Origin of the sequence: Bifidobacterium sp. ESL0704 (assembly GCF_029392075.1) — a bacterium.
Lineage (GTDB): Bacteria > Actinomycetota > Actinomycetes > Actinomycetales > Bifidobacteriaceae > Bifidobacterium.
The window spans coordinates 148,590-172,864 of the sequence record NZ_CP113929.1 but is presented as its reverse complement, the minus strand read 5'-3'; the positions used below and the strand labels follow the sequence as shown (position 1 = coordinate 172,864).

Below are 24,275 nucleotides of genomic sequence, written 5' to 3'. Positions count from 1 at the left end.
AGCAAGAATCATATCTTGCTCGCGTCCACTATCCAGTTCTCAAGCCACCACGCACGACCGCATCCGACGACCCATCAAGGGAACGCCACCCGCGGAAGGCATCGAATCGCACCGACCAAAGGTCGGGGTGGCGATCCGGGAGCCCAAAAGCATGCCCGCACCACTTCACCAAAAGCAAAGCCGAATGTTTCTGATCTTTTCCACACCAGCAGGACACGGACGGGGAACATCCCCGGCGCGTCCGACACCGGATGCCAAACAGCATCCTGAATTCTCCGTAGAAAGGAGGTGATCCAGCCGCACCTTCCGGTACGGCTACCTTGTTACGACTTAGTCCCAATCACGAGCCTCACCTTAGACGGCTCCGCCCACAAGGGTTCGGACACCGGCTTCGGGTGCTGCCCACTTTCATGACTTGACGGGCGGTGTGTACAAGGCCCGGGAACGCATTCACCGCGGCGTTGCTGATCCGCGATTACTAGCGACTCCGCCTTCATGGAGTCGGGTTGCAGACTCCAATCCGAACTGAGACCGGTTTTAAGGGATCCGCTCCATGTCGCCATGTCGCATCCCGTTGTACCGGCCATTGTAGCATGCGTGAAGCCCTGGACGTAAGGGGCATGATGATCTGACGTCATCCCCACCTTCCTCCGAGTTGACCCCGGCGGTCCCTTGTGAGTTCCCACCATAACGTGCTGGCAACACAAGGCGAGGGTTGCGCTCGTTGCGGGACTTAACCCAACATCTCACGACACGAGCTGACGACGACCATGCACCACCTGTGAACCGGCCCCGAAGGGAAACGACATCTCTGCCGCGATCCGGAACATGTCAAGCCCAGGTAAGGTTCTTCGCGTTGCATCGAATTAATCCGCATGCTCCGCCGCTTGTGCGGGCCCCCGTCAATTTCTTTGAGTTTTAGCCTTGCGGCCGTACTCCCCAGGCGGGATGCTTAACGCGTTAGCTCCGACGCGGAACCCGTGGAATGGGCCCCACATCCAGCATCCACCGTTTACGGCGTGGACTACCAGGGTATCTAATCCTGTTCGCTCCCCACGCTTTCGCTCCTCAGCGTCAGTAACAGCCCAGAGACCTGCCTTCGCCATTGGTGTTCTTCCCGATATCTACACATTCCACCGTTACACCGGGAATTCCAGTCTCCCCTACTGCACTCAAGCCCGCCCGTATCCGGCGCAGACCCATCGTTAAGCGATGGGCTTTCACACCAGACGCGACGAACCGCCTACGAGCTCTTTACGCCCAATAAATCCGGATAACGCTTGCACCCTACGTATTACCGCGGCTGCTGGCACGTAGTTAGCCGGTGCTTATTCGAAGGGTACACTCACTCTCGCTTGCTCCCCAACAAAAGCGGTTTACAACCCGAAGGCCTTCATCCCGCACGCGGCGTCGCTGCATCAGGGTTCCCCCCATTGTGCAATATTCCCCACTGCTGCCTCCCGTAGGAGTCTGGGCCGTATCTCAGTCCCAATGAGGCCGGTCGCCCTCTCAGGCCGGCTACCCGTCAAAGCCTTGGTGGGCCGTTGCCCCGCCAACAAGCTGATAGGACGCGACCCCATCCCATGTCGGTAACCCTTTCCCGCGATCACATGCGATCACGCGGAACACCCGGCATTACCACCCGTTTCCAGGAGCTATTCCGGAACATGGGGCAGGTTGGTCACGCATTACTCTCCCGTTCGCCACTCTCACCGGAGTGCAAGCACTCCGGATCCCGTTCGACTTGCATGTGTTAAGCACGCCGCCAGCGTTCATCCTGAGCCAGAATCGAACCCTCCACAAAAAACTTGCAGAAAAGCCGTTCAACGACTCTCATAATAATAATTGACGGAACCATTCCATAAGGGGGAATGGTCCACACTAAAAACCCCGACACGAATTAAGCCCCCTAGGACACCCCGAAAACGAGGCACGCGCCGGACTGGCAATCAAAAAAAGCTTTACATATAAAAAGTAGTACAGACACACTCTTGAGTTCTCAAACCACCACCACACCAACAACTTCAATCAATCTCGAAGATTTGTTGTCGCCGTCAGGCAGCAAGTAGATAACTTACACGAGGTGTCTCACTTACGCAAGTCGCATTCGAACAAAAGGTCAATATTCGGTGAAATTTCAACGTTTCTTCGGCGTGTCGAAATTCCATCTGTTTAGCGTTACAACAATCTTCTTAGTTTTCAATATATAAAAAATTATCAAAAGACAATGGTTATGGCCACACTTTTTTTGAAACTCTTTCTGCATCATCCATCATTCTCATTTCCATCCCCATCACTGTCGTGCAATATCCCATCTATCAGCTTCCTTTCTTCCTCTTTCATCAGATTGCAAAAGCACTCATAGTCCTCAGCATTCCTCGGTATCCGAAGACCGACCTTTTTTACCCACACCTGTTGAATATCCGTATCCGGGTTAAGCGCGGTACCGTCGGTACAACAACTCGTGTCGATTCCCTTAAGTACATTCATCGTCACTATTTCTTCTTTTTCGCCAACTTCCAAAGGATGCACATAATATCCATGCTCTGCGCCAAAGCGAATCATATACGCCAGTACTTGCTGATAATCACGGCCGTATATCCCAGTAGTACGCTTGTACTTTGCATCAATGACTGTGCGCCCGTCATTGCTGATGAAATCCGGATATATTTCTCCAACCTTTCGCGGGACACCTTTGGTTTTGGCAAACAGCTTTTGCTGTCCTTTCTTTGTACGATTTTCCGGATGAAACATCTTGCCCTTCAACGTTTTATTCTCTTGAAACAGCTTATTGATGTATTCCTCCCACAGCCATGCTCCGTCAAACAGAACACCACTCAATTCGTCATCATCACGACCCGCAAGCCCCACGTTACGGTGCTCAAGGATAGCAATGCACAACTCCTTCAAATCAAAATATTCTTCAACGGCATAGCTACCGCGAACCGTTTTGGCCTTGTTGCGCTTGATAAGCTCATCTCGCCGACACCGGTTATATGACGGATTAGTCTCCATCCGTACCGTTTTTATATCCTGCACGACACGATAATCGGACAACACTGCCCGTCCAAGCTCACCGAAAAAACTGTTAATGACTTCTATCGTATGACGTATCAACTGCATCAAGTCATTATCCGGGCTCAATTCGGATGTCCTATACCATATTCGGTCAGGGTGTTGGTGGGCGTCGTACTTGATGTATTCATTGAATGTCAGGACGCCTCGTACCGAAGTGTCGTTATGCTCTTTCCTCACATATTCACGATAGGAGCCTTTCAGCAATGCTTGATGCAGCTTTTGCGGGAACAAAAGCAATAGCAAATCAAATATCTGAGCATTTCTGTCATCGTTCGCCAATAGATTGACCAGGTTCTGTTTCCAACCGAGCACTTTCTGCAACATGTACTGCAGGAAATAGTCCCTCGAGGGTTTCCCAAGCTCCCCCTCGTCCGATTCCTTGAGAAAACGAGAGGTTATGGTGAGCCGCTCATCCTTGTAGCCAAGGAAACCCATAACATTCCCCGTCTTCCATTTTCCGTCAATCTTTCTCAGAACAACATTGGTCTCTTCGAGATCGTTGTACTTTCCTAGTCTTCCCGAAACGATAAAAAGACGATTGGGACGCTTCACACGATATATGCCAGAAGCGCTGAATTCCGTATTACCGGTGTTATCAGAGAGATTTTTCAAGGTACGGTTACCAATGTTTTTCACCAACTCGCTGCCAGACAATTGAACGGAATCGGCAACAATGCTATTGTCGGCAAGCTCAATCTGCGTATAATTGCCCTGCTTGGCATCCTCAGGTCTCTGCACCGGATCTGTCATTGTTTCGCACTATTCACAGCAGAGAGGTATTCACTGTGGAACTCCTGCAAGACACCTTCGGCGGCAACACCGTAAAGGTAATCCTTCAACAACGGTTCCAACGCATAATGCCACAGATCGTCGAATTCTTCATCACCCGCTGCAACGCCCTTAAAATATCCGGCACCAAGACAATAGCTTCTACCCAATCCAGGCTGGGTTTCAATCTTATGGTTTAATGCGTTCATTCCCGCCAAAGCCTGTTTTTTCCTGGTTACCGTTTGGTCTTCATCCTGTTCGTCAGGTTCCAACATGAATCTGCTCGATTCCGCATCGACCTGTTTGAACCGGAAACGGCGACGCATAGCAAAATCTATGTTCTCCGTTGACCTGTCAATATCGTTCATCGTACCGAGAATATATACGTTCTTAGGAATCCAGAACCACTCATTGAATTGATATGACGCCTTGGCCTTTCTGCAATCGTCATGTAAATTGGCATACTGCGTTTTTACCCGTCCCTTGGGCCCGCGGTAACCAGGATCCAGCGTAAAGAACAATTCACCGAAAATTCGAGAAATGTTACCTCTGTTGATCTCATCAATGATAAAAACGTAAGGATTGTCCTCGTCTTTGCGCGCTTGATCAACGAATTTCATGAAAACGCCAGGGCGCAATTCAAAACCAGACTGTGACGTTGACGAAATGACTGGCCGCAGCCCTTCCACGAAATCCGTGTAGTCATAACTGGGATGAAATTGCACAAAACCGAACTGCTGCGTTTCCGCGAGCGCCCTGATATCGTCGACCTTGATGATCTTCGCAGCAGCTTGCTTAGCCAGATAAGTCTTACCTGTACCCGGAGCGCCATGAAGGATAATGTTCGGGAAATTGTGTTTCGTCAATAAATCGACAATGTCGTCAACCATCGGGTTGACAACCCTGTCTTGTTCGTCGGTTCCATCTTCGTCGATATCTATCGGGCCCTTGCCACCTTTCCCGTTGGGATTACTGGATTCTGCGCTTTCTGCTCCAATAGACCCGTCGGCTATTGGGACACCGCCGTCTCCATCGTCAGTAGACATGGCTCCGTCTGAGAATGTTTCGGCGCCAGTACTTGTATCCGACGATTTATGTCTTGATGCCTCATATGCTTCACCAACAACATCAGAAAATGACGAATACTTACTGACGTCGCTATTGATGACTTTTTGAGATGCCTCGCATAGTTCCAAATACTGTTCGCCAGTCGGTCTGGCACCATTCCAACTACGAATGAGACGTGAACACTCTGGCCCTAAGCTCCCATTTTCTATACTGTTTCGGGTCTTGTCGTCAAGGCTGACAAATGTATTTGGCCGTATCCAATACAATCCAATCGTTAGCCTCCACTTAATAAGCCTGAAAATTCTGGCTGAATCGTACGCCTCGATGAACGCCGACCGACTCACTTCATCATTGTTTCTCGCCAGCTCGATACCTCGCTGGAACAGTTCCCAGAAACTATCTATCTCATTCTGAGGTCTGGTATCCTGAAACAGATAGAACGTCGCCTGCTGGTTACTGGTTTTAGGTATACCTTCAAACGATTGGGGTACATCGGCTTTCACGCCAAATTCTTTTTTATACGCCTCAGCTATCATCCATTGATGTGATTCGCTTAGTTTCTTATTAAAAGTACCGAAAACCGTAAAGGGATCTATATCCGTAGGATTCCAATCATTTTCAAGTTTCGGTAGCCCGATTCCACCCTCCTGAAGCGTATCGAAGGCATGCCGGATATGTCCGAGAAGCGAGCCCGCGGTGGAGAACGTGCCCCGATTAGAGTGAAATGGCAAGAGTTTATCAGCCAATTCTTCATAGAACGGAATCCAAGACGCGGACTGATGCGGCTCAGACAACTGAGATTTATGGGGAGAGACGTGAGCTTTCCATGCCTGATACGTCAAATCCGCAAAGTTAGAATACCGATTGGGGACCTTTTCGATTGTTTTAGCACAATCGTCACGGAACGCAAGATACTGTTTGCCATCAGGGCCATCAGGAACATTGCCCCAATCCCGTATGCGCTTGGCAGCTTCATCGAATCCGTTCCGTTCAGACAATATGAATTTGCGGTTATATTGGTTCAATGAGATAAAGTAGTACGGCTGAATCCAGCTCAACCCCGTGGAAAGATTCCATCCCATCCTGTTAATTCGCTTCACATCATTGAACGCCTGTATGAACTCCTCTACTTGCGTGTCGGTTCGATGAGCCCCGGAGGACAACTTACGCGCCACGGTAAACAGGTGCCACAACTGATCAATTTCCCAGCTTCGTCTTTGATGCTGATCGTTGTAAAATGTCGGCACTCCGATATGCCGGATTGGGATACCATTAAGACTTTCAGGTACTTTAGCCTTCAGACCCAGCTCTTGACGCAATGCACCCATGAACTGTTTACGCGTCTTCATCGCTTTCGAGCCGTTAAACAGATTGAATACTGTGAACGGATCGATATCCCCCTGTATATGTCTGCTCTCGTCAGTTCCTTCCCAGTTCTGCTCCTTCAAAGATGCATAAATATTGGTAATATGCCTTGCCAAATCAACCCGTTTATTTTGATATTGCTCAAGTTTAGACGAAAGCTCACCATAAAAACTCGTCCAAGTATCAATTTGATTGTTCGACATCAGCTTTACCCCTTGCTGGATTCTGTTATGACTAAAAATATTACAACAGGTTATTTTCTTTGATTACACTATCTCAAGTCACAAAAATGAGCACCTTGTTCAAAATGAAAATTTCCTATTTACACCTTAATCCCATATTTAAAAATCTGCTTCTCAAACTGAGAGCTATACAGAAGAATTATTCATCCGCTCTCCAGAAGAGCCGATAATGGACATTATGTTCGCTTCCTTGAGACCTTTCGCAGCCATCGTTCCAATCGAAATATGAAACCACACCTGACCAGTAATCAGCTCATCGAATACCTAAAGACAGAAGAGCCCTATCAAACGAGAAAGCTGCAAACTCATCGCCTCGACCAATCTGCATTCCGGTTCAACCGTTGAACGGTTTGGCCACGCTGCCTGTCATATCGGTCGAACAGAAAAGTCCCAACCACGCTGTCAAGATCTGTTAAACCCTCGTCTGCTTTTATTCGTAATGGCTCCAAGCAGCATAAATCGTCACCGTCTTGGTCCGATCATCAACATCATAGACCACACGATGCTGGCTGTTGATCCTACGCGAATACAAACCTCTACTGGCAGGCTGAAGCTTTTCAAATGATTGGGTCGGCTGGTAGGGGTCGGATTCCAAATCCGCCACCACCTGCATGAACGATTGCTGGAGATGTGAACGCTTGAGTTTTTTGAGATCGGTTTTGGCGGAATTTTTGATCGCTACTCGGTAGGTCACAGCATATCCCAATCGATATCGTCGATATCCGTGGTTCCAGAGTTATCCGCACGTCGATTTTCTGCAGTAGCCAACGTACCAGTGTTTTCCAGATACAGCGTCTCTATCATCGAGTTCCAATCCGCTCGATTGACGACTACAGCCTCCTCATCCTTGTTTCCCCGCGCTGGAGAAATCACCACGGGCTTGCGCTGGACATTAACGTCTTTGAGAATCTGATAGAGGTTTTTTCTGGCCGCTGTTGGTGTATACGTATCCATATTTTCACCTGCAATAAATCTTGTTTCCATTAACGTACGCTATTCGTGTACGTTTTATAGAGAGTCTAACATATCCGTTACGAGTACAGAACAATGGTACTCATTGCGAAATCCACAGCATGAAGTTGGAGTGCAAACAAGACGGTTGAAAAATCTTTCGGCATCTCACAACACAACGTCTACACTACCCGCCTGCATCCATGGCTCTACCATGAAACATAAAAGCTACAAGGGCCTCTCCATGACGATCTCACCGTCATCTATCTCACCGGTAGCAGTGAAACCCGCCTTGGCATATACGTGTTCGGCCATGGCATTGCCAGGTACGTAGCTTAAACGCAAGCGAACCATACCGGCAGCTTTCGCTTTTTGAGCCAAAAGTTCCAGCGTATGTGAGCCATACCCATGGTTCACATATTCTTCGGGTATCATTATCCGCCAGATATCGCAAATTCTGTGATCCCAATCGTCATGGGTCATGGCAAAGCCCACCAAGACGTCATCGTCATAGATTGCAAAAGGATGGACAGTGTGCTCATCCCTATAGAGCCATGCCTCGGCGAGGGAAACGCTGTTGGAAGCCACATAATCCTCGCCTTGAGGACGACGCAAGTCAAGGACTTGATAGAAATTCGATTTGTCGATCTTGCGCAGCGCTACTGTCATAGTGCAATGTTAGCTTCTGCAGGTTCCGACAAGATGTACCTGGGCGATTGCAACTGCAAAATTTTTAACTCAGCCACCTGCCCGGGCGGTAGGGGAAACCGTGTTTTCTTGCGGGTCCCGCATGGCCGGGGGCCTCCGGCCGGGGAACGGCGGGACGGCGGCGAAGCGCGGGACCGGGCCGGGGGGACGGCCGCCGGCGGGTGTCCGGCCTGCCGTGCCCCCGTCCCGTGCGTGCCCGCGCGGCGCCGGCCCGCCGCGTGTGCCCGGCGGCCTGCACGCCCGTGCCCGCGGGGCCGTGCGGGTGTGCGCGGGCATACGAAAAAGGGGAGGGCCATGAGGCCTTCCCCTTTGTGAAGTGTGATGCGGCGGCGGGCTACTCTCCCACACCCTATCGGGTGCAGTACCATCGCCGTGCCAGGCCTTAGCTTCCGGGTTCGGAATGGGACCGGGCGTCTCCCCTGGGCTATGGCCGCCGCAAATCTTATGTTATCACGGTCCCGGGGGACCGCGGCATGTGGCGGCTCGGGAACCGGAAAGCGGACGCGTGTCTGATGCATATCGAGTTGTGCCATTCCAGCGCTAGTGTCGCCCGAATGTCATTCGCAGAGGAATCCCCACGCCCAACCGCGATGGTTGGAGTGTGATTGCCTTTCGGCCGTTAGTACCGGTCGGCTCCACCCCTCGCGGGGCTTCCACGTCCGGCCTATCAACCAGGTGTTCTGACCTGGGGCCTACAGAGGCTCGAAGCCTCAAGGAATACTGATCTCGGAGCAGGCTTCCCGCTTAGATGCTTTCAGCGGTTATCCCTTCCGAACGTAGCCAACCGGCCGTGCCGCTGGCGCGACAACCGGCATACCAGAGGTTCGTCCACCCAGGTCCTCTCGTACTATGGGCAGGTCTCCTCAATATTCCAACGAGCGCAGAGGATAGAGACCAAACTGTCTCACGACGTTCTGAACCCAGCTCGCGTGCCGCTTTAATCGGCGAACGGCCGAACCCTTGGGACCTGCTACAGCCCCAGGATGCGACGAGCCGACATCGAGGTGCCAAACCATCCCGTCGATATGGACTCTTGGGAATGATCAGCCTGTTATCCCCGGGGTACCTTTTATCCGTTGAGCGATGCCGCGCCCGTGCGCCGGCACCGGATCACTATCTCCGACTTTCGTCCCTGCTCGACCCGTCAGTCTCACAGTCAAGCCCGCTTGTGCGATTGCACTCAACACCCGATTGCCAACCGGGCTGAGCGGACCTTTGAGCGCCTCCGTTATCCTTTGGGAGGCAACCGCCCCAGTTAAACTACCCGCCAGGCACTGTCCCTGACACGGATGACGTGTCGAGGTTAGACATCAAATGGAGACAGAGCGGTATTTCACCTTGCGGCTCCACGATGGCTGGCGCCACCGCTTCGAAGCCTCCCGCCTATGCTACACAGTTTCCACCTAATGACAATACCAAGGTATAGTAAAGGTCCCGGGGTCTTTTCGTCCTTCTGCGCTTAACGAGCATCTTTACTCGTACTGCAATTTCGCCGAGCTCCTGGTCGAGACAGTGGGGAAGTCGTTACGCCATTCGTGCAGGTCGGAACTTACCCGACAAGGAATTTCGCTACCTTAGGATGGTTATAGTTACCACCGCCGTTTACCGGGGCTTGAATTCACCGCTGCCCCCGAACGAGTCGGGATGACGGATCCTCTTAACCTTCCGGCACCGGGCAGGCGTCAGTGCATATACAGCGGCTTGCGCCTTCGCATGCACCTGTGTTTTTGGTAAACAGTCGCTACCCCCTGGTCTGTGCCACCCCCCGAGGCTCCCCGCGCAAGGCGGTTCACCCCAAGGGGTCTCCCTTATACCGAAGGCACGGGAGTGATTTGCCGAGTTCCTTGACCAGGATTCGCTCGATCGCTTTGGTATTCTCTACCTGACCACCTGTGTCGGTTTGCGGTACGGGCGCCGCAGCACCTCGCGCCGAAGCTTTTCTCGGCAACGGAAACCACCGGATTCGGCCCCAACGGGCCCCACCATCGCGCCTCGCCGTATTGTGTCGCGGATTTGCCTACGACACCGGCTGCACGCTTGGCCACGGACTACCACCGCCGCGGCCGGCTCTTCCATTGCGTCACTCCTGCGCTGGCCTACCGGAAGGTCTGTCCCAACCACACCGCATCAGCCACCCCGAAGGGAGGCATCCGCGGAGCGGGAGGTTAGTACCCGACTTTCGGTCTTGACGGTCCTGCGCCGGTACGGGAATATCGACCCGTTCGTCCATTCGACTACGCCTGTCGGCCTCGCCTTAGGACCCGACTCACCCGGGGACGATGAACGTGGCCCCGGAACCCTTGGTCATCCAGCGGACGGGATCCTCACCCGTCTCTCGCTACTCATGTCTGCATTCTCGCTCCCGCACGGTCCACGGCGAGCTTACGCTGCCGCTTCACCCCGTACGGGACGCTCTCCTACCCAGTGCCAAAAGGCACTGCCGCGTCTTCGGTGGCGTGCTTGAGCCCCGCTACATTGTCGGCGCGGAACCACTAGACCAGTGAGCTGTTACGCACTCTTTCAAGGATGGCTGCTTCTGAGCCAACCTCCTGGCTGTCTATGCGACTCCACATCCTTTCCCACTTAGCACGCGCTTCGGGACCTTAGACGACGATCTGGGCTGTTTCCCTTTCGACGACGGAGCTTATCCCCGCCGACTCACTGCCGCGCTCTACCACACGGGTATTCGGAGTTTGGTTGCCGTCGGTACGCGATACGCGCCCTCAGGCATCCAGTAGCTCTACCCCCCGGTGGAACCACGCGACGCTGCACCTAAATGCATTTCGGAGAGAACCAGCTATCACGGAATTTGATTGGCCTTTCACCCCTAGCCCCAAGTCATCCCCCCAGTTTTCAACCTAGGTGGGTCCGGTCCTCCACGCGGTCTTACCCGCGCTTCAACCTGCTCAGGGCTAGATCATCCCGCTTCGGGTCCAGGACAAGCGACTCAAACGCCTTTTGAGACTCGCCTTCGCTACGGCTCCCCCACGACGGGTTAGCCTCGCCACTTGCCACTGACTCGCAGACTCATTTTTCGATAGGCACGCCGTCACCCCACAAGGAGGCTCCGACGGTTCGTAGGCGCACGGTTTCAGAAACTATTTCATTCCCCTCCCGGGGTGCTTTTCACCTTTCCCTCACGGTACTCGTTCGCTATCGGTCAGACAGTCATATCTAGGCTTACCCCACGGTCGGGGCGGATTCACACGGGATTCCACGAGTCCCGTGCTACTTGGGAACCTGGATCGGAAGGCAGCGCGCGACCGGCTACGGGGCCATCACCCTCTACGGCCGGGAATTCAATCCCGTTCGCCTAGCACGCCGCTTTATGACTTCCGCCGGACGCTCCAGCATCCGGGCACCAGGCCCCACAACACCCGCCGCGCAACGCCTGGAGGCTATCACACGCGGCCGGTTTGGCCTGATCCGCTTTCGCTCGCCACTACTCACGGAATATCCTTTCCTGCAGGTACTGAGATGTTTCACTTCCCTGCGTACCCCCCGCACGAATGCGGTGCCGGCCCATACGGCCGGCGGGTCCCCCCATTCGGAAATCCTCGGATCAAAGCCCTGTCGGCGGCTCCCCGAGGCCTATCGCGGCCCCACACGTCCTTCATCGGTACTGTCTGCCAAGGCATCCACCATACGCCCTTACCAGCAACACACACCCACACAAGGAATGCATGCCGCAAGGACCACTGCGAAAAACTCTGGACAACACATCATCACACTAAAATGATCACAAAACGATCGACCAAATCCCCAATTAGAAAATCGGAGACCGGTCTTAAAAATTGCATCTAACAAAGCAAGAATCATATCTTGCTCGCGTCCACTATCCAGTTCTCAAGCCACCACGCACGACCGCATCCGACGACCCATCAAGGGAACGCCACCCGCGGAAGGCATCGAATCGCACCGACCAAAGGTCGGGGTGGCGATCCGGGAGCCCAAAAGCATGCCCGCACCACTTCACCAAAAGCAAAGCCGAATGTTTCTGATCTTTTCCACACCAGCAGGACACGGACGGGGAACATCCCCGGCGCGTCCGACACCGGATGCCAAACAGCATCCTGAATTCTCCGTAGAAAGGAGGTGATCCAGCCGCACCTTCCGGTACGGCTACCTTGTTACGACTTAGTCCCAATCACGAGCCTCACCTTAGACGGCTCCGCCCACAAGGGTTCGGACACCGGCTTCGGGTGCTGCCCACTTTCATGACTTGACGGGCGGTGTGTACAAGGCCCGGGAACGCATTCACCGCGGCGTTGCTGATCCGCGATTACTAGCGACTCCGCCTTCATGGAGTCGGGTTGCAGACTCCAATCCGAACTGAGACCGGTTTTAAGGGATCCGCTCCATGTCGCCATGTCGCATCCCGTTGTACCGGCCATTGTAGCATGCGTGAAGCCCTGGACGTAAGGGGCATGATGATCTGACGTCATCCCCACCTTCCTCCGAGTTGACCCCGGCGGTCCCTTGTGAGTTCCCACCATAACGTGCTGGCAACACAAGGCGAGGGTTGCGCTCGTTGCGGGACTTAACCCAACATCTCACGACACGAGCTGACGACGACCATGCACCACCTGTGAACCGGCCCCGAAGGGAAACGACATCTCTGCCGCGATCCGGAACATGTCAAGCCCAGGTAAGGTTCTTCGCGTTGCATCGAATTAATCCGCATGCTCCGCCGCTTGTGCGGGCCCCCGTCAATTTCTTTGAGTTTTAGCCTTGCGGCCGTACTCCCCAGGCGGGATGCTTAACGCGTTAGCTCCGACGCGGAACCCGTGGAATGGGCCCCACATCCAGCATCCACCGTTTACGGCGTGGACTACCAGGGTATCTAATCCTGTTCGCTCCCCACGCTTTCGCTCCTCAGCGTCAGTAACAGCCCAGAGACCTGCCTTCGCCATTGGTGTTCTTCCCGATATCTACACATTCCACCGTTACACCGGGAATTCCAGTCTCCCCTACTGCACTCAAGCCCGCCCGTATCCGGCGCAGACCCATCGTTAAGCGATGGGCTTTCACACCAGACGCGACGAACCGCCTACGAGCTCTTTACGCCCAATAAATCCGGATAACGCTTGCACCCTACGTATTACCGCGGCTGCTGGCACGTAGTTAGCCGGTGCTTATTCGAAGGGTACACTCACTCTCGCTTGCTCCCCAACAAAAGCGGTTTACAACCCGAAGGCCTTCATCCCGCACGCGGCGTCGCTGCATCAGGGTTCCCCCCATTGTGCAATATTCCCCACTGCTGCCTCCCGTAGGAGTCTGGGCCGTATCTCAGTCCCAATGAGGCCGGTCGCCCTCTCAGGCCGGCTACCCGTCAAAGCCTTGGTGGGCCGTTGCCCCGCCAACAAGCTGATAGGACGCGACCCCATCCCATGTCGGTAACCCTTTCCCGCGATCACATGCGATCACGCGGAACACCCGGCATTACCACCCGTTTCCAGGAGCTATTCCGGAACATGGGGCAGGTTGGTCACGCATTACTCTCCCGTTCGCCACTCTCACCGGAGTGCAAGCACTCCGGATCCCGTTCGACTTGCATGTGTTAAGCACGCCGCCAGCGTTCATCCTGAGCCAGAATCGAACCCTCCACAAAAAACTTGCAGAAAAGCCGTTCAACGACTCTCATAATAATAATTGACGGAACCATTCCATAAGGGGGAATGGTCCACACTAAAAACCCCGACACGAATTAAGCCCCCTAGGACACCCCGAAAACGAGGCACGCGCCGGACTGGCAATCAAAAAAAGCTTTACATATAAAAAGTAGTACAGACACACTCTTGAGTTCTCAAACCACCACCACACCAACAAACAACTTAACTCTTGGAAGAGAAGCTGTCGTGTTGAGCAGCAAGATGTAAATATACGCGACAATCCGATATCGCGCAAGTCGAAGGGCGCAAAAACCTTAAGAACCGTTGCAATGATGCGATTCTTTCGGCGTGTCACTTCAGGTGTCTCTGCACCTTTACGCGTTATTTTAGACCCTTACTATCAAGAATCAAATCGACTTAATTCCTTTTTACGGCGTGTCAAAGCAAAGTACCGGCAAACAAAGCCTTTTTCATTTCCCCTCCCCAATGAACTTGTCTCAGCTATTGAGACGGGTCAACGCACGGCAATGGCAATTCCTTATTTACCTACAAGCGGCTTGCGGCCTTGCAGCGCTCTACGCACCACACGTTCCAGGCGTACGTCCGCCCGATACCGCCTGACGTGCAGTACCGCGCATGACCCGCCGCTCTCCACACTTATCCCCTCAGTCCATGTTGTTGCACATCAATCGTCGATCGCAACCAACCAAACCCGGCGTGACTTCCACGGCAAAAAGACCCTTTTATATACGTGGGCACACAATCAAGCTCTATGAAGCCCGGCTACAATACTCTATATGGCTAAAAAAATTGCGGTATTGACTGGTGCCGGCATTTCAACTTCGGCAGGAATCCCTGACTTTCGCGGACCGGACGGGGTGTGGACCAAACACCCGGATCAAATGAGCGTCTATGACATCGACGCGTTCATAAGCGACAAGAAGGCACGCGAATATTCCTGGGCTTGGCAGAAGGCGTCGCCGGTGTGGAACGCGCAGCCCGGCGAAGCGCACAAAGCACTGGTGAAGCTGGAGAAAGCAGGACTGCTGACGCTGCTGGCCACGCAAAACTTCGATGCTTTGCATGAGAAGGCCGGTAATTCCAGCGATCTGATCGTCAACCTACACGGCACCATCGGCACCTCGCACTGCATGAAATGCCATGCCGAATATAAAACCGCCGATATTATGGACAATCTCGATAACGAGCCGGACCCACATTGCCACCGCAAGCTGCCGTATAGCGGCAACATGCCCTGCAACGGGCTGATCAAAACCGACGTGGTCTACTTCGGTGAGATGCTGCCGGACGGGGCGATGGGAAAATCGATGGCGCGGGTGGCCAAGGCCGATGAGTTCTGGGTGATCGGCTCGACGCTCGAGGTCTTCCCTGCCGCATCGCTGGCGCCGACCGCCGTACAGGCCGGGGTGCCGATGACCATTATGAATATGGGACGCACGCAATATGACAACATCGCCACCACGCTCATCCACGACGACATCGCCAAGGCGCTGCCGGAACTGGTGGACCGGACCATCGCCGAGAACAAAGAATAAAAGGACGTATTGTCATGGAAACTCAAGAGACCTTTTTGCATATCATGGCGGAACAGACGGAAATCGCGCTCGCCACTTCTGTAGACAACATGCCTGACGTGAGAATCGTCAATTTCTATTTCGATCCGGACGACAATCTTCTGTATTTCACAACCTTCAAGGACAACAACAAAGTAGCGGAAATTCGGGCGAACGGCCACGTCGCGTTCACGACCGTTCCTCACACCGGCAACGCACATGTCAAAGCGCAAGGCGTCGCACGTCCGAGCAACAGGGCCATTAAAGACATCGCCGATCGGTTCGACGCCAAGATTCCGGGCTATGCCGAGACCTTGCAATACGGGGGCGACGATATGCTGCTTTACGAAATCGGCTTCGAGACGGCGACCGTGACCCAAGACCTCGAGCATATCGATACCTTGACGATTCGATGAGGATGAGGCGACCTGCCGTTCCGCGCGCATCTTTACCGGTCGCTTCTCCAAAACAAGTTGCGAGCCTTAAATAAAGGTGTGGGTACCTTCGCCGGAATGAAATCCGCGGAAGGTACCCACACCTTTATTGGCAAAGCATGAGTATCAGTAGATGCGCTTCGGGTCGAAACCGGCGGCCTTGAGGGCTTTGAGGACCTGGGCGATATGATCGGGGCCGTTCGTCTCGACGGTGACGCCGAGCGATACCGAGTCCGTATAGTGCCCGGAGGCCTTGAACTGGTCGTGGTTGAGCTCGATGACGTTGGCGCGGGCATCGGCAAGCACCTGCGCGACCTTGACCAACTGGCCCGGGGTATCGGGCAGTTCGACCTCGAAGTTCATGATGCGGCCGCGGGCGATCATACCCTTTTGTATGACAGCTCCGATGGTGACCGTGTCGATGTTGCCGCCGGAAATGATCGGCACGATGACGTGCTTGCCCTTGGCCTGCGCAAAAACCCGCGAGCGCAGGCTCAGATGCTCGAGCGCGGCCAGCGATACCGCACCGGCGGCCTCTACCACCAGCTTGTGCTTTTCCATCATCAACAGAATCATCTCGTTGATGTCACGCTCGGATACAGTAATCAGGTCATCAAGGTATTCGTTCAAAATCGCGAACGTAAGATCGCCGGGATGGCCGACGGCAACGCCTTCGGCGGACGTGACCACCTTGTCGGCCGGAACGACCGTGCCGGCAGCAAACGAGTTCTTGAAAGCAGGCGAACCTTCTGGGGTCGCGCCGATGACGCGAACCTCCGGCTTGAACGTCTTGATGGCGAGCGCCACGCCGGCACCCAAGCCGCCTCCACCCAGCGGAACCACGACATCGGTGACATTCGGTACGTCCTCAAGAATCTCAAGGCCGATGGTGCCCTGCCCGCACAGCACCTCGTAATCGTCGAAGGGATGGACGTAGACCAATCCGTCACGCCGCGAAAGCTCGGAGGCGTATTCGGCGGCATCGTCGAAAAGGTTGCCGTGCAACACGACGTTGGCGCCGTAGGACTTCGTGGCGTCGACCTTCAAGGGCGGGGTGCTTTCGGGCATCACAATGGTCGCCTTCGCGTGGCGCTCGCGTGCCGCATAAGCAACACCCTGTGCGTGATTGCCCGCAGACGCGGTGACGATGCCCTTGGCCAATTCCTCTTCCGACAAAGAGGCAATCTTGTTGTATGCTCCACGAATCTTGAAGGAACCGGTAACCTGAAGATTCTCCGGCTTTAAAAGAATCTCATGACCGGTCGCCTCGGAAAGAGCCGGTGAAGGCATAATACGCGTGTGACGAGCGGTGCCTTTGAGTCTCTCGGCAGCCTTCTTCAACTCGGCCGCATGATCATGCTGCAGTGCCTTGACAACGTCTTCCTGTTTCATACCGGAATTGTACGGCGGCACGGCATGACGGCCGGCATGATATTCCAAAATACGAATACGCGTTCGAAAATGCACGCTTGAGGACGCTGGCTTTATTGACGAACTTGACGGTCAACCCACCAATGATGGAGTTATTGTCACAGATTTCACCCGTCAACGCATCCACCAGCGTCTCAAGTCCAATGAACCCAGCAAAGTCGCACTGTAATCTTTCCTACAGCTTCAACGCAGAAAAGATACCGATACTTACTACTTACCACTAGCCACCGCGGCAATAACTGTATCAATGCCTTCGATTATTTCGACGTCGCCTTGGAAGCGGACTTGGCTTTTGCCGCGGCCTTAACCTTCGTAGAAGCTTTCATTTTCGTCGGAGTTTTCGCCTTCGAGGCTTTTTTGTTCTTGTTCCTAGGCTTGGTTTGCGGCTTATCGTCAAGTGCTGTACCGGCGGCGACGGCCTCGGATTCAGCCACCAGGTAGCCCAGCAATCGCGCGGTATCGGTCGGGGTGGCGATGCGCGAATGGGCGTTGGTCTCTCCGGCACCGACCTTGATGGTCCACGCGACTTCGGGCTCTGCGGGCTTTTTGGCGGGTTTCGCGGCGTCACTTTCAGACATCGTCGTACCGACAGTGGCAGATGACTGCGCGACACCGACCTTAGCAGCACCAGCGTTGTCGGCTTCGAACGCCCCGAGCACATCGTCCTGATCTTTGGCGGGCGCACAGCCGGATACCGCAGTAAACATGGTTTCGTCGGTGGTGTCATCACCCAACGCGAGCACGAAATCGTACCGACCGCTTCCCAACAGGGGTTTTACCGCCTCGCCCTTGCTGACGTTAGCCGGGCAGACCTCGATGACCTTAGCATTGCGCATGACCGTCAAGCCATACTGCGGGCAGACCTTGTTCAGCTCGTCAACCAGACGTTCGCGCTGCTCCAGAGCCAGCTTCTGGTCGCTCATGCGATAGTGCCACGCCAGATCCGTGGACTTGTATTCGATGAACGACTGCGGAACGCGGGAGACGGATTTGTTCATAATGGTCTCGATAATCGGACGCCACTCGTCGGGGTCTGGAAGACCGTCGGCACGCCGCCAGTAACGCTTGGGAGTAATCGTCCTGCCGTCCGCGTTTTTGGCGGTTTCCCCGGCAATCGGCTTGGTGTGCCAAGCCCCGTGCTCGGCAATCAGACCGATCGGCAGGCAACCGAACCACTCGTTCATCGTCTCGCGGGTACGGCCGGAGACCAGATAAAGATCGACATCAGGGATGGAGCCAACCTCGCGCAGCAAATCAAGCAAACGATGCGTCGGCTTGGCACGGCCCGGCGTACGCACGATTTGCGTCAAGGTGCCGTCGTAATCGCACAGCACAAGCTTGTGCTTCGATTGACCCCACTCGCGAACCAGATGGTCGCGTTGGGCACTTTGCAGGCGACGATCGGCCATACGCGGATCACTGACCTGACGCAATGTGCTCAGGAATTCCGCACTCCACAATCCTGCGGTGCGATACTTCAGACGGGCCTGCATGGCGGCATTGCGGCGCTTGGCCTCACTAGAACTGATCTCCAAGGCCGAATGCAGCGCTTCGCACACCGCTTCGGTGTCATAAGGGTTGACGATGAACGCGTCCGTCAACTCACGGGCGGCACCGCATTCGTCGGAAAGCACCAGCGCACCGTCACGGCCATCGCGAGCGGCCAGATATTCCTTGGCGACCAGATTCATGCCGTCTCGAAGCGGGGTGACCAGCGCCACGTCGCCTGCCGTATAGATACCGCAAACCGGCTTGATGGGCAGGGAACGGGTGATGTAATGGATCGGCTCCCAGGAAAGAAGCGAATACTTGCCGTTAATCTCACCGACGAGCTGATCGACCTGATCTTTCAACTTGCGATATGTCTCCACGTCCTCGCGCGTAGGCGTCGCCAAAAGGTAATACGTAACGTGGCCGACCCACTCGGGATAGCGGCTCAGCATCAAATCAAATGCACGCAGACGCTCCGGCAAGCCCTTCGTGTAATCGAGGCGGTCGACAGAGACGACCACCTTGTTGTCTTCGGTGCCACGTTTGGCCGCGGCCGACTGTGCAAGCTCGACCTCGGGAAGTTCGTCACCTGTATGGGCGCTCCACCAGTTTTCTTCCTGATCGCTCGCCTCCGCTGCGGCCTGGGATTCTGCGGTCAACGAGGTGCTGACTCGCCTTGTGCGCTTGCCGCTGACGGCCTCGATGCCGTGGCGCATGGCCTGTGCGAGGCTGGAATGGGCGTTGCGGCGGTAAAGGCCGTAATCGATGCCTATGGGGAAGGCGTCGACCGTGACGAAACGTTGCGACGCGCCGTTCCCGACAGGAATGCGGCCATCCTTGTCGACCTCGATGCCTATAAGTGCACGGACAGAAGCCAGGAAATTCACACAGAAATCTTCGGTGTGGAAGCCCAGCAGATCCGCACCCATCAGGCCTTCGAGCAAATCCTTGCCGTTGGGAAGCTGGCGAAAAATCTCGGGGCTCGGGAACGGAATATGAAGGAACCAACCGATTTTGAGCTTGGGGAAATTAGCACGTAGCATGGCCGGGAGCAGCAAAAGATGATAATCCTGAATCCACACGGTATCGTCAGGGTTGACGAGCTGAGCGACGGTATCGGCGAACTTCTGGTTGACCTCTTGATAAATCTTCCAAGTGGACGAATCGAACTTGGCCTCATGCGCGAAGTCGTGGAACAGGGGCCACAGCGTATCGTTGGAATATCCGGCGTAATATCCGTCGATCTCCCGCTGGGTCAGGAAAATCGGAACGCAGCGGCGACGCGCGAATTCGTCACGAATCTTGTCGATTTCGACCTTCGTGCGCGTTTCGGGATCGATGCTGCTCCAGCCGACCCACAGACAATCGTTATGGGACTTATGGTACGGGCCAATTGCCGTGGCCAGACCACCGATGCTTTGCTTCAGTGCGTAAGTACCATCGGGTTTGGCATGCAGAGACACCGGAAGTCTATTGGAAACAATAATTAAACGAGCCATAATTACTCCTCACTTCGCCGTGGATACTGCTGCATGCGAGAGGCGGACTCAGGTCTGCCCTCACAAAGGCACATACCTATATATGTATCTTACCTCACAAAACTCAATAGTGAGAGCCCTTTGAATGAAGGCATAACCCCGGAAACCGTTTCATTGGGCATTTCTGAATCGGCGCCCGATGAAACGGGTTTGAAGGAGGGTTGATCTGGGCGAGGGCTGTTGGAGATAGGAGTCCGCAGGGTTCTTCTAAAAATCTTCGATTTTTTACTTGACGGGTTCGTGCCATTATTGACCGCCCTTCGGATTGACTCAATCCCTTCTGGCCGATTCCGGCCAGCGCAGTAAAGTCGGGGAGCCCACAGGGCTCCCCTAAAAAATCTCCGATTTTTTATTTAACCGGTCCTGCAATTTTTGACCGCCCTTCGGACGGGCTCAATACCTTCTCGCCGGTTCCGGCGAGGGCAGTGAAGTCGAAAAGCCCACAGGGCTTTTCTAAATCCGAAGGATTTACTTAACCGCGCCTGCCATTTTTGACCGCCCTTACGGGCGGACTCAATTCTTTCTTGGCGGTCCCGCCAAGGGCCTTAAAGCCGAAGAACCCACAGGGTTCTTCTAAAAATCTTCGATTTTTTACTTTAAGGCCCCACGCATCACCCCTCCTACAACCCACTTTTGGGCGAAGATGTAGACGATGAGGATTGGGGCCATGGCCATCAGATAGCTGGCGAACGCCATCGGATAGTTTGTGGCGAACTGCGAGCTGAAGACATACTGAGCCAACGGAATGGTCTGATTCGATTGGTCGGTCAAGACAATCAACGGCATCAGGAAGTCATTCCAAGCCCACAGCGCCGTGAGAATGCCGATGGTGGCGTTGATCGGGCCCATCAACGGGAAGATGATCCTCCAGAAAATGGTCCAGGTACTTGCCCCGTCGATACGCGCGGCCTCCTCAAGCGAGACCGGAATCGAACGGATGAAGCCGGTGGCAATGAACAGGTTCGTGCCCAGGCCGAGCACGGTGTACAGGATGATTAGACCGAGCTGGTTGTCGAGGTGCCACGAACCCATCTGCTTGGCCAGCGGGAGCATGATGACGGGGAACGGCACGAACATCGCGGCGATAAAGAAGTAATACAGGAAGCGGAAGAAGCGCTTATCCATATTGCGGGCGATGGCGTAGGCCACGAAGGTATTGGTCAGCAGCGTCAACAGCACGGACGCGACGGTGATGATCGCCGAATTGAGCGCGGCCTTGGGGTAGTTCACCTTGGCCGAGGCGTCGGCGAAATTATGCCATTGCCAGCTCGTCGGCAAAGCGAACGTACCAGCTTCGGCCGGCGTCTTCAATGCGGTGACAACGGTGAAATACAACGGAACAAGCACCGTCAGTGAAAGTACCGCGATAAGCGCGGTAAGCCACCAATTGATGTTGTGGTCTCGGCGGTATTTCTTGGGTTTCTCTCCTGAGCCGGACGGGACTGAAGAAACGGAAGCCGGCGAAACAGAAGTTGCGGGAATTGTAGTTGCAGACATGATTGGACCTTTCCTCAGACCTTTTCCTGACTGTTGGAAATCCTGAGCTGGATGAATGCGATGACGGCTAGAACGACGAAGAACAACACGGCGTTCGCGGTCTGGTAAGCGTATTCGCCGCCAGTGAGGCCGCCCTTCCAGATGAGGTAGGTGACCGTTTCGGTCTTGGAATCGGGACCGCCGTCGGTCAAGGCGACGACCTGGTCGAAGGTGTTGAACGCGTTCTTGAGCGACAGCACCAGGTTGATGGTAAAGAACGGGCCGATCAACGGGAAGGTGATCTTCCAGAATTTCTGCCACGCATTGACGCCGTCGATGGCTGCCGCCTCGTAGATTTCCTCATCAATAGTCTGCAGACCGGCGAGATAAATGAGCACGGAATAAGCGACGCCCTGCCAGACCGACAGGAAGACGATCGGCACCCACGCATATTGCTCGCTGGTCAGCAGCGATTGCGAAAGCCAGCTAATGCCAAGCGTCTTGCCGAGCGACGGAAGAGGCGTCATGAAAATGTACTTGAAAACATAGCCAATAACCAGCACACCAAGGGTATAGGGCACGAAATAAATCGCGCGGAAACCGTTTTTGAAGGCGATGCGGCCGTTCAAGGCCACCGAGAGAAACAGCGCGATGGCATTGATCAGCATCGTGATCAACACAGCGATCAGGAAGGTGAACAGATAGGCATGGCCGACGCGGCTATCGCGGAACAGTGCGCCATAGTTCTTGAAACCGATCCATTTATAGTCGCCGAAGCCCTTGGAATTCGTGAACGAATAGCCGATGCCACGCAGGAACGGCCAGTAGAGGAACACAGCGAAAACGATGGCCGCGGGAACCGCCATCCAGTAGAAGGCGTGGTCGACCTTGCGATCGGAGAAGGCAGATTTCTTGCGTTTTGGCACAGTCGTCGATTTGCTGAGCGAGGGCGCGGCACTTGACGCTGCGCTAGGTGTTGCAGAAGTCATGATTATTTCCCTATTCTCTTGGATCTTGTCTCAGTCGAACGTCCGAGCCTGGACCTTGTCCCACTCGGATTGCATGGAATCGGTGAACTGCCCGACGTCGCCGCTGTTGACCATGCCCTGCAGGTAACCGCCGATGTTGATGGATGCCGGTATGTAGTGGTCGCAGAAATCGGCGACGCGGTTGGACTTGAAGAACGGACGCACCGTGGCGAGCGCCTTGTTGCCGAAATGCGTGTCTTTGAGTGGTGTGATGGCGGATTGTGCGTCGGCGTAGGCGTCGAGCTGTTTCTTTTGCATCAAAAAGCGGATGAAGCGCATGGCTTCCTGCGGGTGCTTGGTGTTCGCGCCCATCGTGAGCATCACGTCATCACCGGCTGTAAGCACCTGCGCCTTGGCGTTGTCGGTGGCGGGAAGCTGGGCGAAGCCGAGGTCGGCCTTGGGATTGATCATCGTGATCTGCGGAATCGCATAGGTGCCAAGCGGGATAATCGCAGCGGTGCCTTTGGCGAAATTCTGCGTGCCCTGCTGATAGGTGACGCCCTTGTCGCTTTGCGCATACCGGTAAAGGTCGATCTCACGCTGGCCGGCAAGTGTCCAGAGCTTCTTGAAATCGGTCTTGCCTTCCTTCAAGTCGACGTACTTGCTTTCGGGAACAAGCGTGCCAGCAAAAGAGGCGAGCGGCGCCTGCGTGGTCCAAGATTCGGCAAGCGTGGCCTGCAACGGATCGATGCCCTGCGCTTTGAACGTGTCGAGCATCTGGGTGAAGGCCGTCCATGTTTTCGGCGGATTGTTTGGGTCGACGCCGGCCTTGCGCCAAATCGCCTTGTTATAGATGTACCCCGAAGCGTTACCAGCGAATGGCAGACCGTAAAGGCGTTTCTTGGCGGGATCGGTCGTTTGCACGAGATTCCTGGCGATCTTGACCATGCCGGGGTTCAGTCTTTTGACGAGCGGATCACCGGTGAAATCGTGGAAGACGCCAGTCGCCGCGAAGGAACCGAAGTTGATATCGCCGTTGAAGGTGATGACATCGGGGACGCGGTTTTTGACGAAGCGGGTGCGCAGGTCGGTCTGTGCGCTCGCGGAATTGTTGATTTTAATGCGGATATCGGGGTTTTCGCGCTCGAACTGCTGTGCCATCTTCTTGAACTGGTCGGCAGCCTCGGATTTGTATTGGAAGAAATCGAGAGTTACCTGCTGGCTATTGGAAGCTCCGCAACCAGCCAGTGACAAACCTACTGTGAGCGCGCAAAGCAGCACAAGACCCTTGCGCAAAACCTTGGCAACGCAGGCCAAGGCATGCGGCGAGGTTCGATTCGCGTGGCCGCCACTACCTTTAGTAGCACTGCCACGTGTATGGACGATATCTTTCATCTCACGGACTCCTTTGGCTTGTCATCGCGACGCCTTCGCCACAATGTTTTGTTGTTCCAAAGACTATAGAACAGCGAAAATTTCATTCCAACTCCGTTAATTTCTTTCTTTATAGAAACAAATTCGAGGTATTCTTGATTTTTAGGAAAGAAATTATTATCGATACCCAAGGTAAT

General features: G+C 54.4%; 12 protein-coding genes and 4 rRNA genes. 2 read left to right on the top strand and 14 right to left on the bottom strand.

All coding sequences use genetic code 11. The features are described from left to right. Positions 1 to 281: 281 nt before the first annotated feature. From OZX64_RS00545 to OZX64_RS00505, 9 genes are all read right to left on the bottom strand, one after another. A 16S ribosomal RNA gene (locus OZX64_RS00545) occupies positions 282 to 1,804 on the bottom strand. A gap of 461 nt (positions 1,805 to 2,265) precedes the next feature. Further along, positions 2,266 to 3,828, bottom strand: a complete 1,563-nt coding sequence (locus tag OZX64_RS00540) for a hypothetical protein (protein WP_277173021.1) — start codon at positions 3,826 to 3,828, stop codon at positions 2,266 to 2,268. Further along, positions 3,825 to 6,482, bottom strand: a complete 2,658-nt coding sequence (locus OZX64_RS00535; protein WP_277173019.1) for an AAA family ATPase — start codon at positions 6,480 to 6,482, stop codon at positions 3,825 to 3,827. The genes OZX64_RS00540 and OZX64_RS00535 overlap by 4 nt, the downstream gene beginning before the upstream one ends. 469 nt (positions 6,483 to 6,951) lie before the next feature. After that, complete coding sequence (locus OZX64_RS00530) at positions 6,952 to 7,215, bottom strand: Txe/YoeB family addiction module toxin (RefSeq protein ID WP_277173016.1); 264 nt, start codon at positions 7,213 to 7,215, stop codon at positions 6,952 to 6,954. After that, positions 7,212 to 7,475, bottom strand: a complete 264-nt coding sequence (locus OZX64_RS00525) for a type II toxin-antitoxin system Phd/YefM family antitoxin (RefSeq protein ID WP_277156667.1) — start codon at positions 7,473 to 7,475, stop codon at positions 7,212 to 7,214. Before OZX64_RS00525 ends, OZX64_RS00530 begins: the two co-directional genes overlap by 4 nt. A 225-nt stretch (positions 7,476 to 7,700) precedes the next feature. Next, positions 7,701 to 8,141, bottom strand: coding sequence for a GNAT family N-acetyltransferase (locus tag OZX64_RS00520; protein ID WP_277173014.1), 441 nt, complete (start codon positions 8,139 to 8,141; stop codon positions 7,701 to 7,703). 360 nt (positions 8,142 to 8,501) lie between these two features. After that, positions 8,502 to 8,618 (bottom strand): 5S ribosomal RNA (gene rrf / locus OZX64_RS00515). A 160-nt stretch (positions 8,619 to 8,778) separates the two neighbouring features. Next, positions 8,779 to 11,845 (bottom strand): 23S ribosomal RNA (locus OZX64_RS00510). A 423-nt stretch (positions 11,846 to 12,268) separates the two neighbouring features. After that, positions 12,269 to 13,791, bottom strand: a 16S ribosomal RNA gene (locus tag OZX64_RS00505). The 16S, 23S and 5S rRNA genes sit together here, the layout of an rRNA operon. Positions 13,792 to 14,589: 798 nt before the next feature. On the opposite strand from OZX64_RS00505, the gene OZX64_RS00500 reads away from it, so the two are divergent. Both OZX64_RS00500 and OZX64_RS00495 read left to right on the top strand, forming a co-directional pair. After that, positions 14,590 to 15,348 (top strand): Sir2 family NAD-dependent protein deacetylase, encoded by a 759-nt coding sequence (locus OZX64_RS00500; protein ID WP_277173012.1) that lies wholly within the window; start codon positions 14,590 to 14,592, stop codon positions 15,346 to 15,348. A gap of 14 nt (positions 15,349 to 15,362) precedes the next feature. Then, positions 15,363 to 15,782 carry a pyridoxamine 5'-phosphate oxidase family protein gene (locus tag OZX64_RS00495; RefSeq protein WP_277173010.1) on the top strand — a complete coding sequence of 140 codons (420 nt, stop codon included), beginning with the start codon at positions 15,363 to 15,365 and terminating at the stop codon, positions 15,780 to 15,782. A gap of 144 nt (positions 15,783 to 15,926) precedes the next feature. Here OZX64_RS00495 and ilvA read toward each other — a convergent pair whose 3' ends face one another. The 5 genes from ilvA to OZX64_RS00470 all read right to left on the bottom strand — a co-directional run bounded on the left by ilvA (position 15,927) and on the right by OZX64_RS00470 (position 24,099). Further along, positions 15,927 to 17,192, bottom strand: coding sequence for a threonine ammonia-lyase (gene ilvA, locus OZX64_RS00490; protein WP_277173008.1), 1,266 nt, complete (start codon positions 17,190 to 17,192; stop codon positions 15,927 to 15,929). Between the two features lie 296 nt (positions 17,193 to 17,488). Continuing rightward, positions 17,489 to 20,221 (bottom strand): bifunctional alpha,alpha-trehalose-phosphate synthase (UDP-forming)/trehalose-phosphatase, encoded by a 2,733-nt coding sequence (locus tag OZX64_RS00485; protein ID WP_277173006.1) that lies wholly within the window; start codon positions 20,219 to 20,221, stop codon positions 17,489 to 17,491. 630 nt (positions 20,222 to 20,851) lie between these two features. After that, positions 20,852 to 21,757, bottom strand: coding sequence for a carbohydrate ABC transporter permease (locus OZX64_RS00480; RefSeq protein ID WP_277173005.1), 906 nt, complete (start codon positions 21,755 to 21,757; stop codon positions 20,852 to 20,854). A gap of 14 nt (positions 21,758 to 21,771) precedes the next feature. Then, the gene (locus OZX64_RS00475) at positions 21,772 to 22,725 is read right to left on the bottom strand and encodes a sugar ABC transporter permease (RefSeq protein WP_277173003.1); all 954 of its coding nucleotides are present in this window, start codon (positions 22,723 to 22,725) and stop codon (positions 21,772 to 21,774) included. 30 nt (positions 22,726 to 22,755) lie between these two features. Continuing rightward, on the bottom strand, positions 22,756 to 24,099 hold the full coding sequence (locus OZX64_RS00470; RefSeq protein ID WP_277173001.1) for an extracellular solute-binding protein: 1,344 nt from the start codon (positions 24,097 to 24,099) through the stop codon (positions 22,756 to 22,758). Positions 24,100 to 24,275 lie beyond the last annotated feature (176 nt).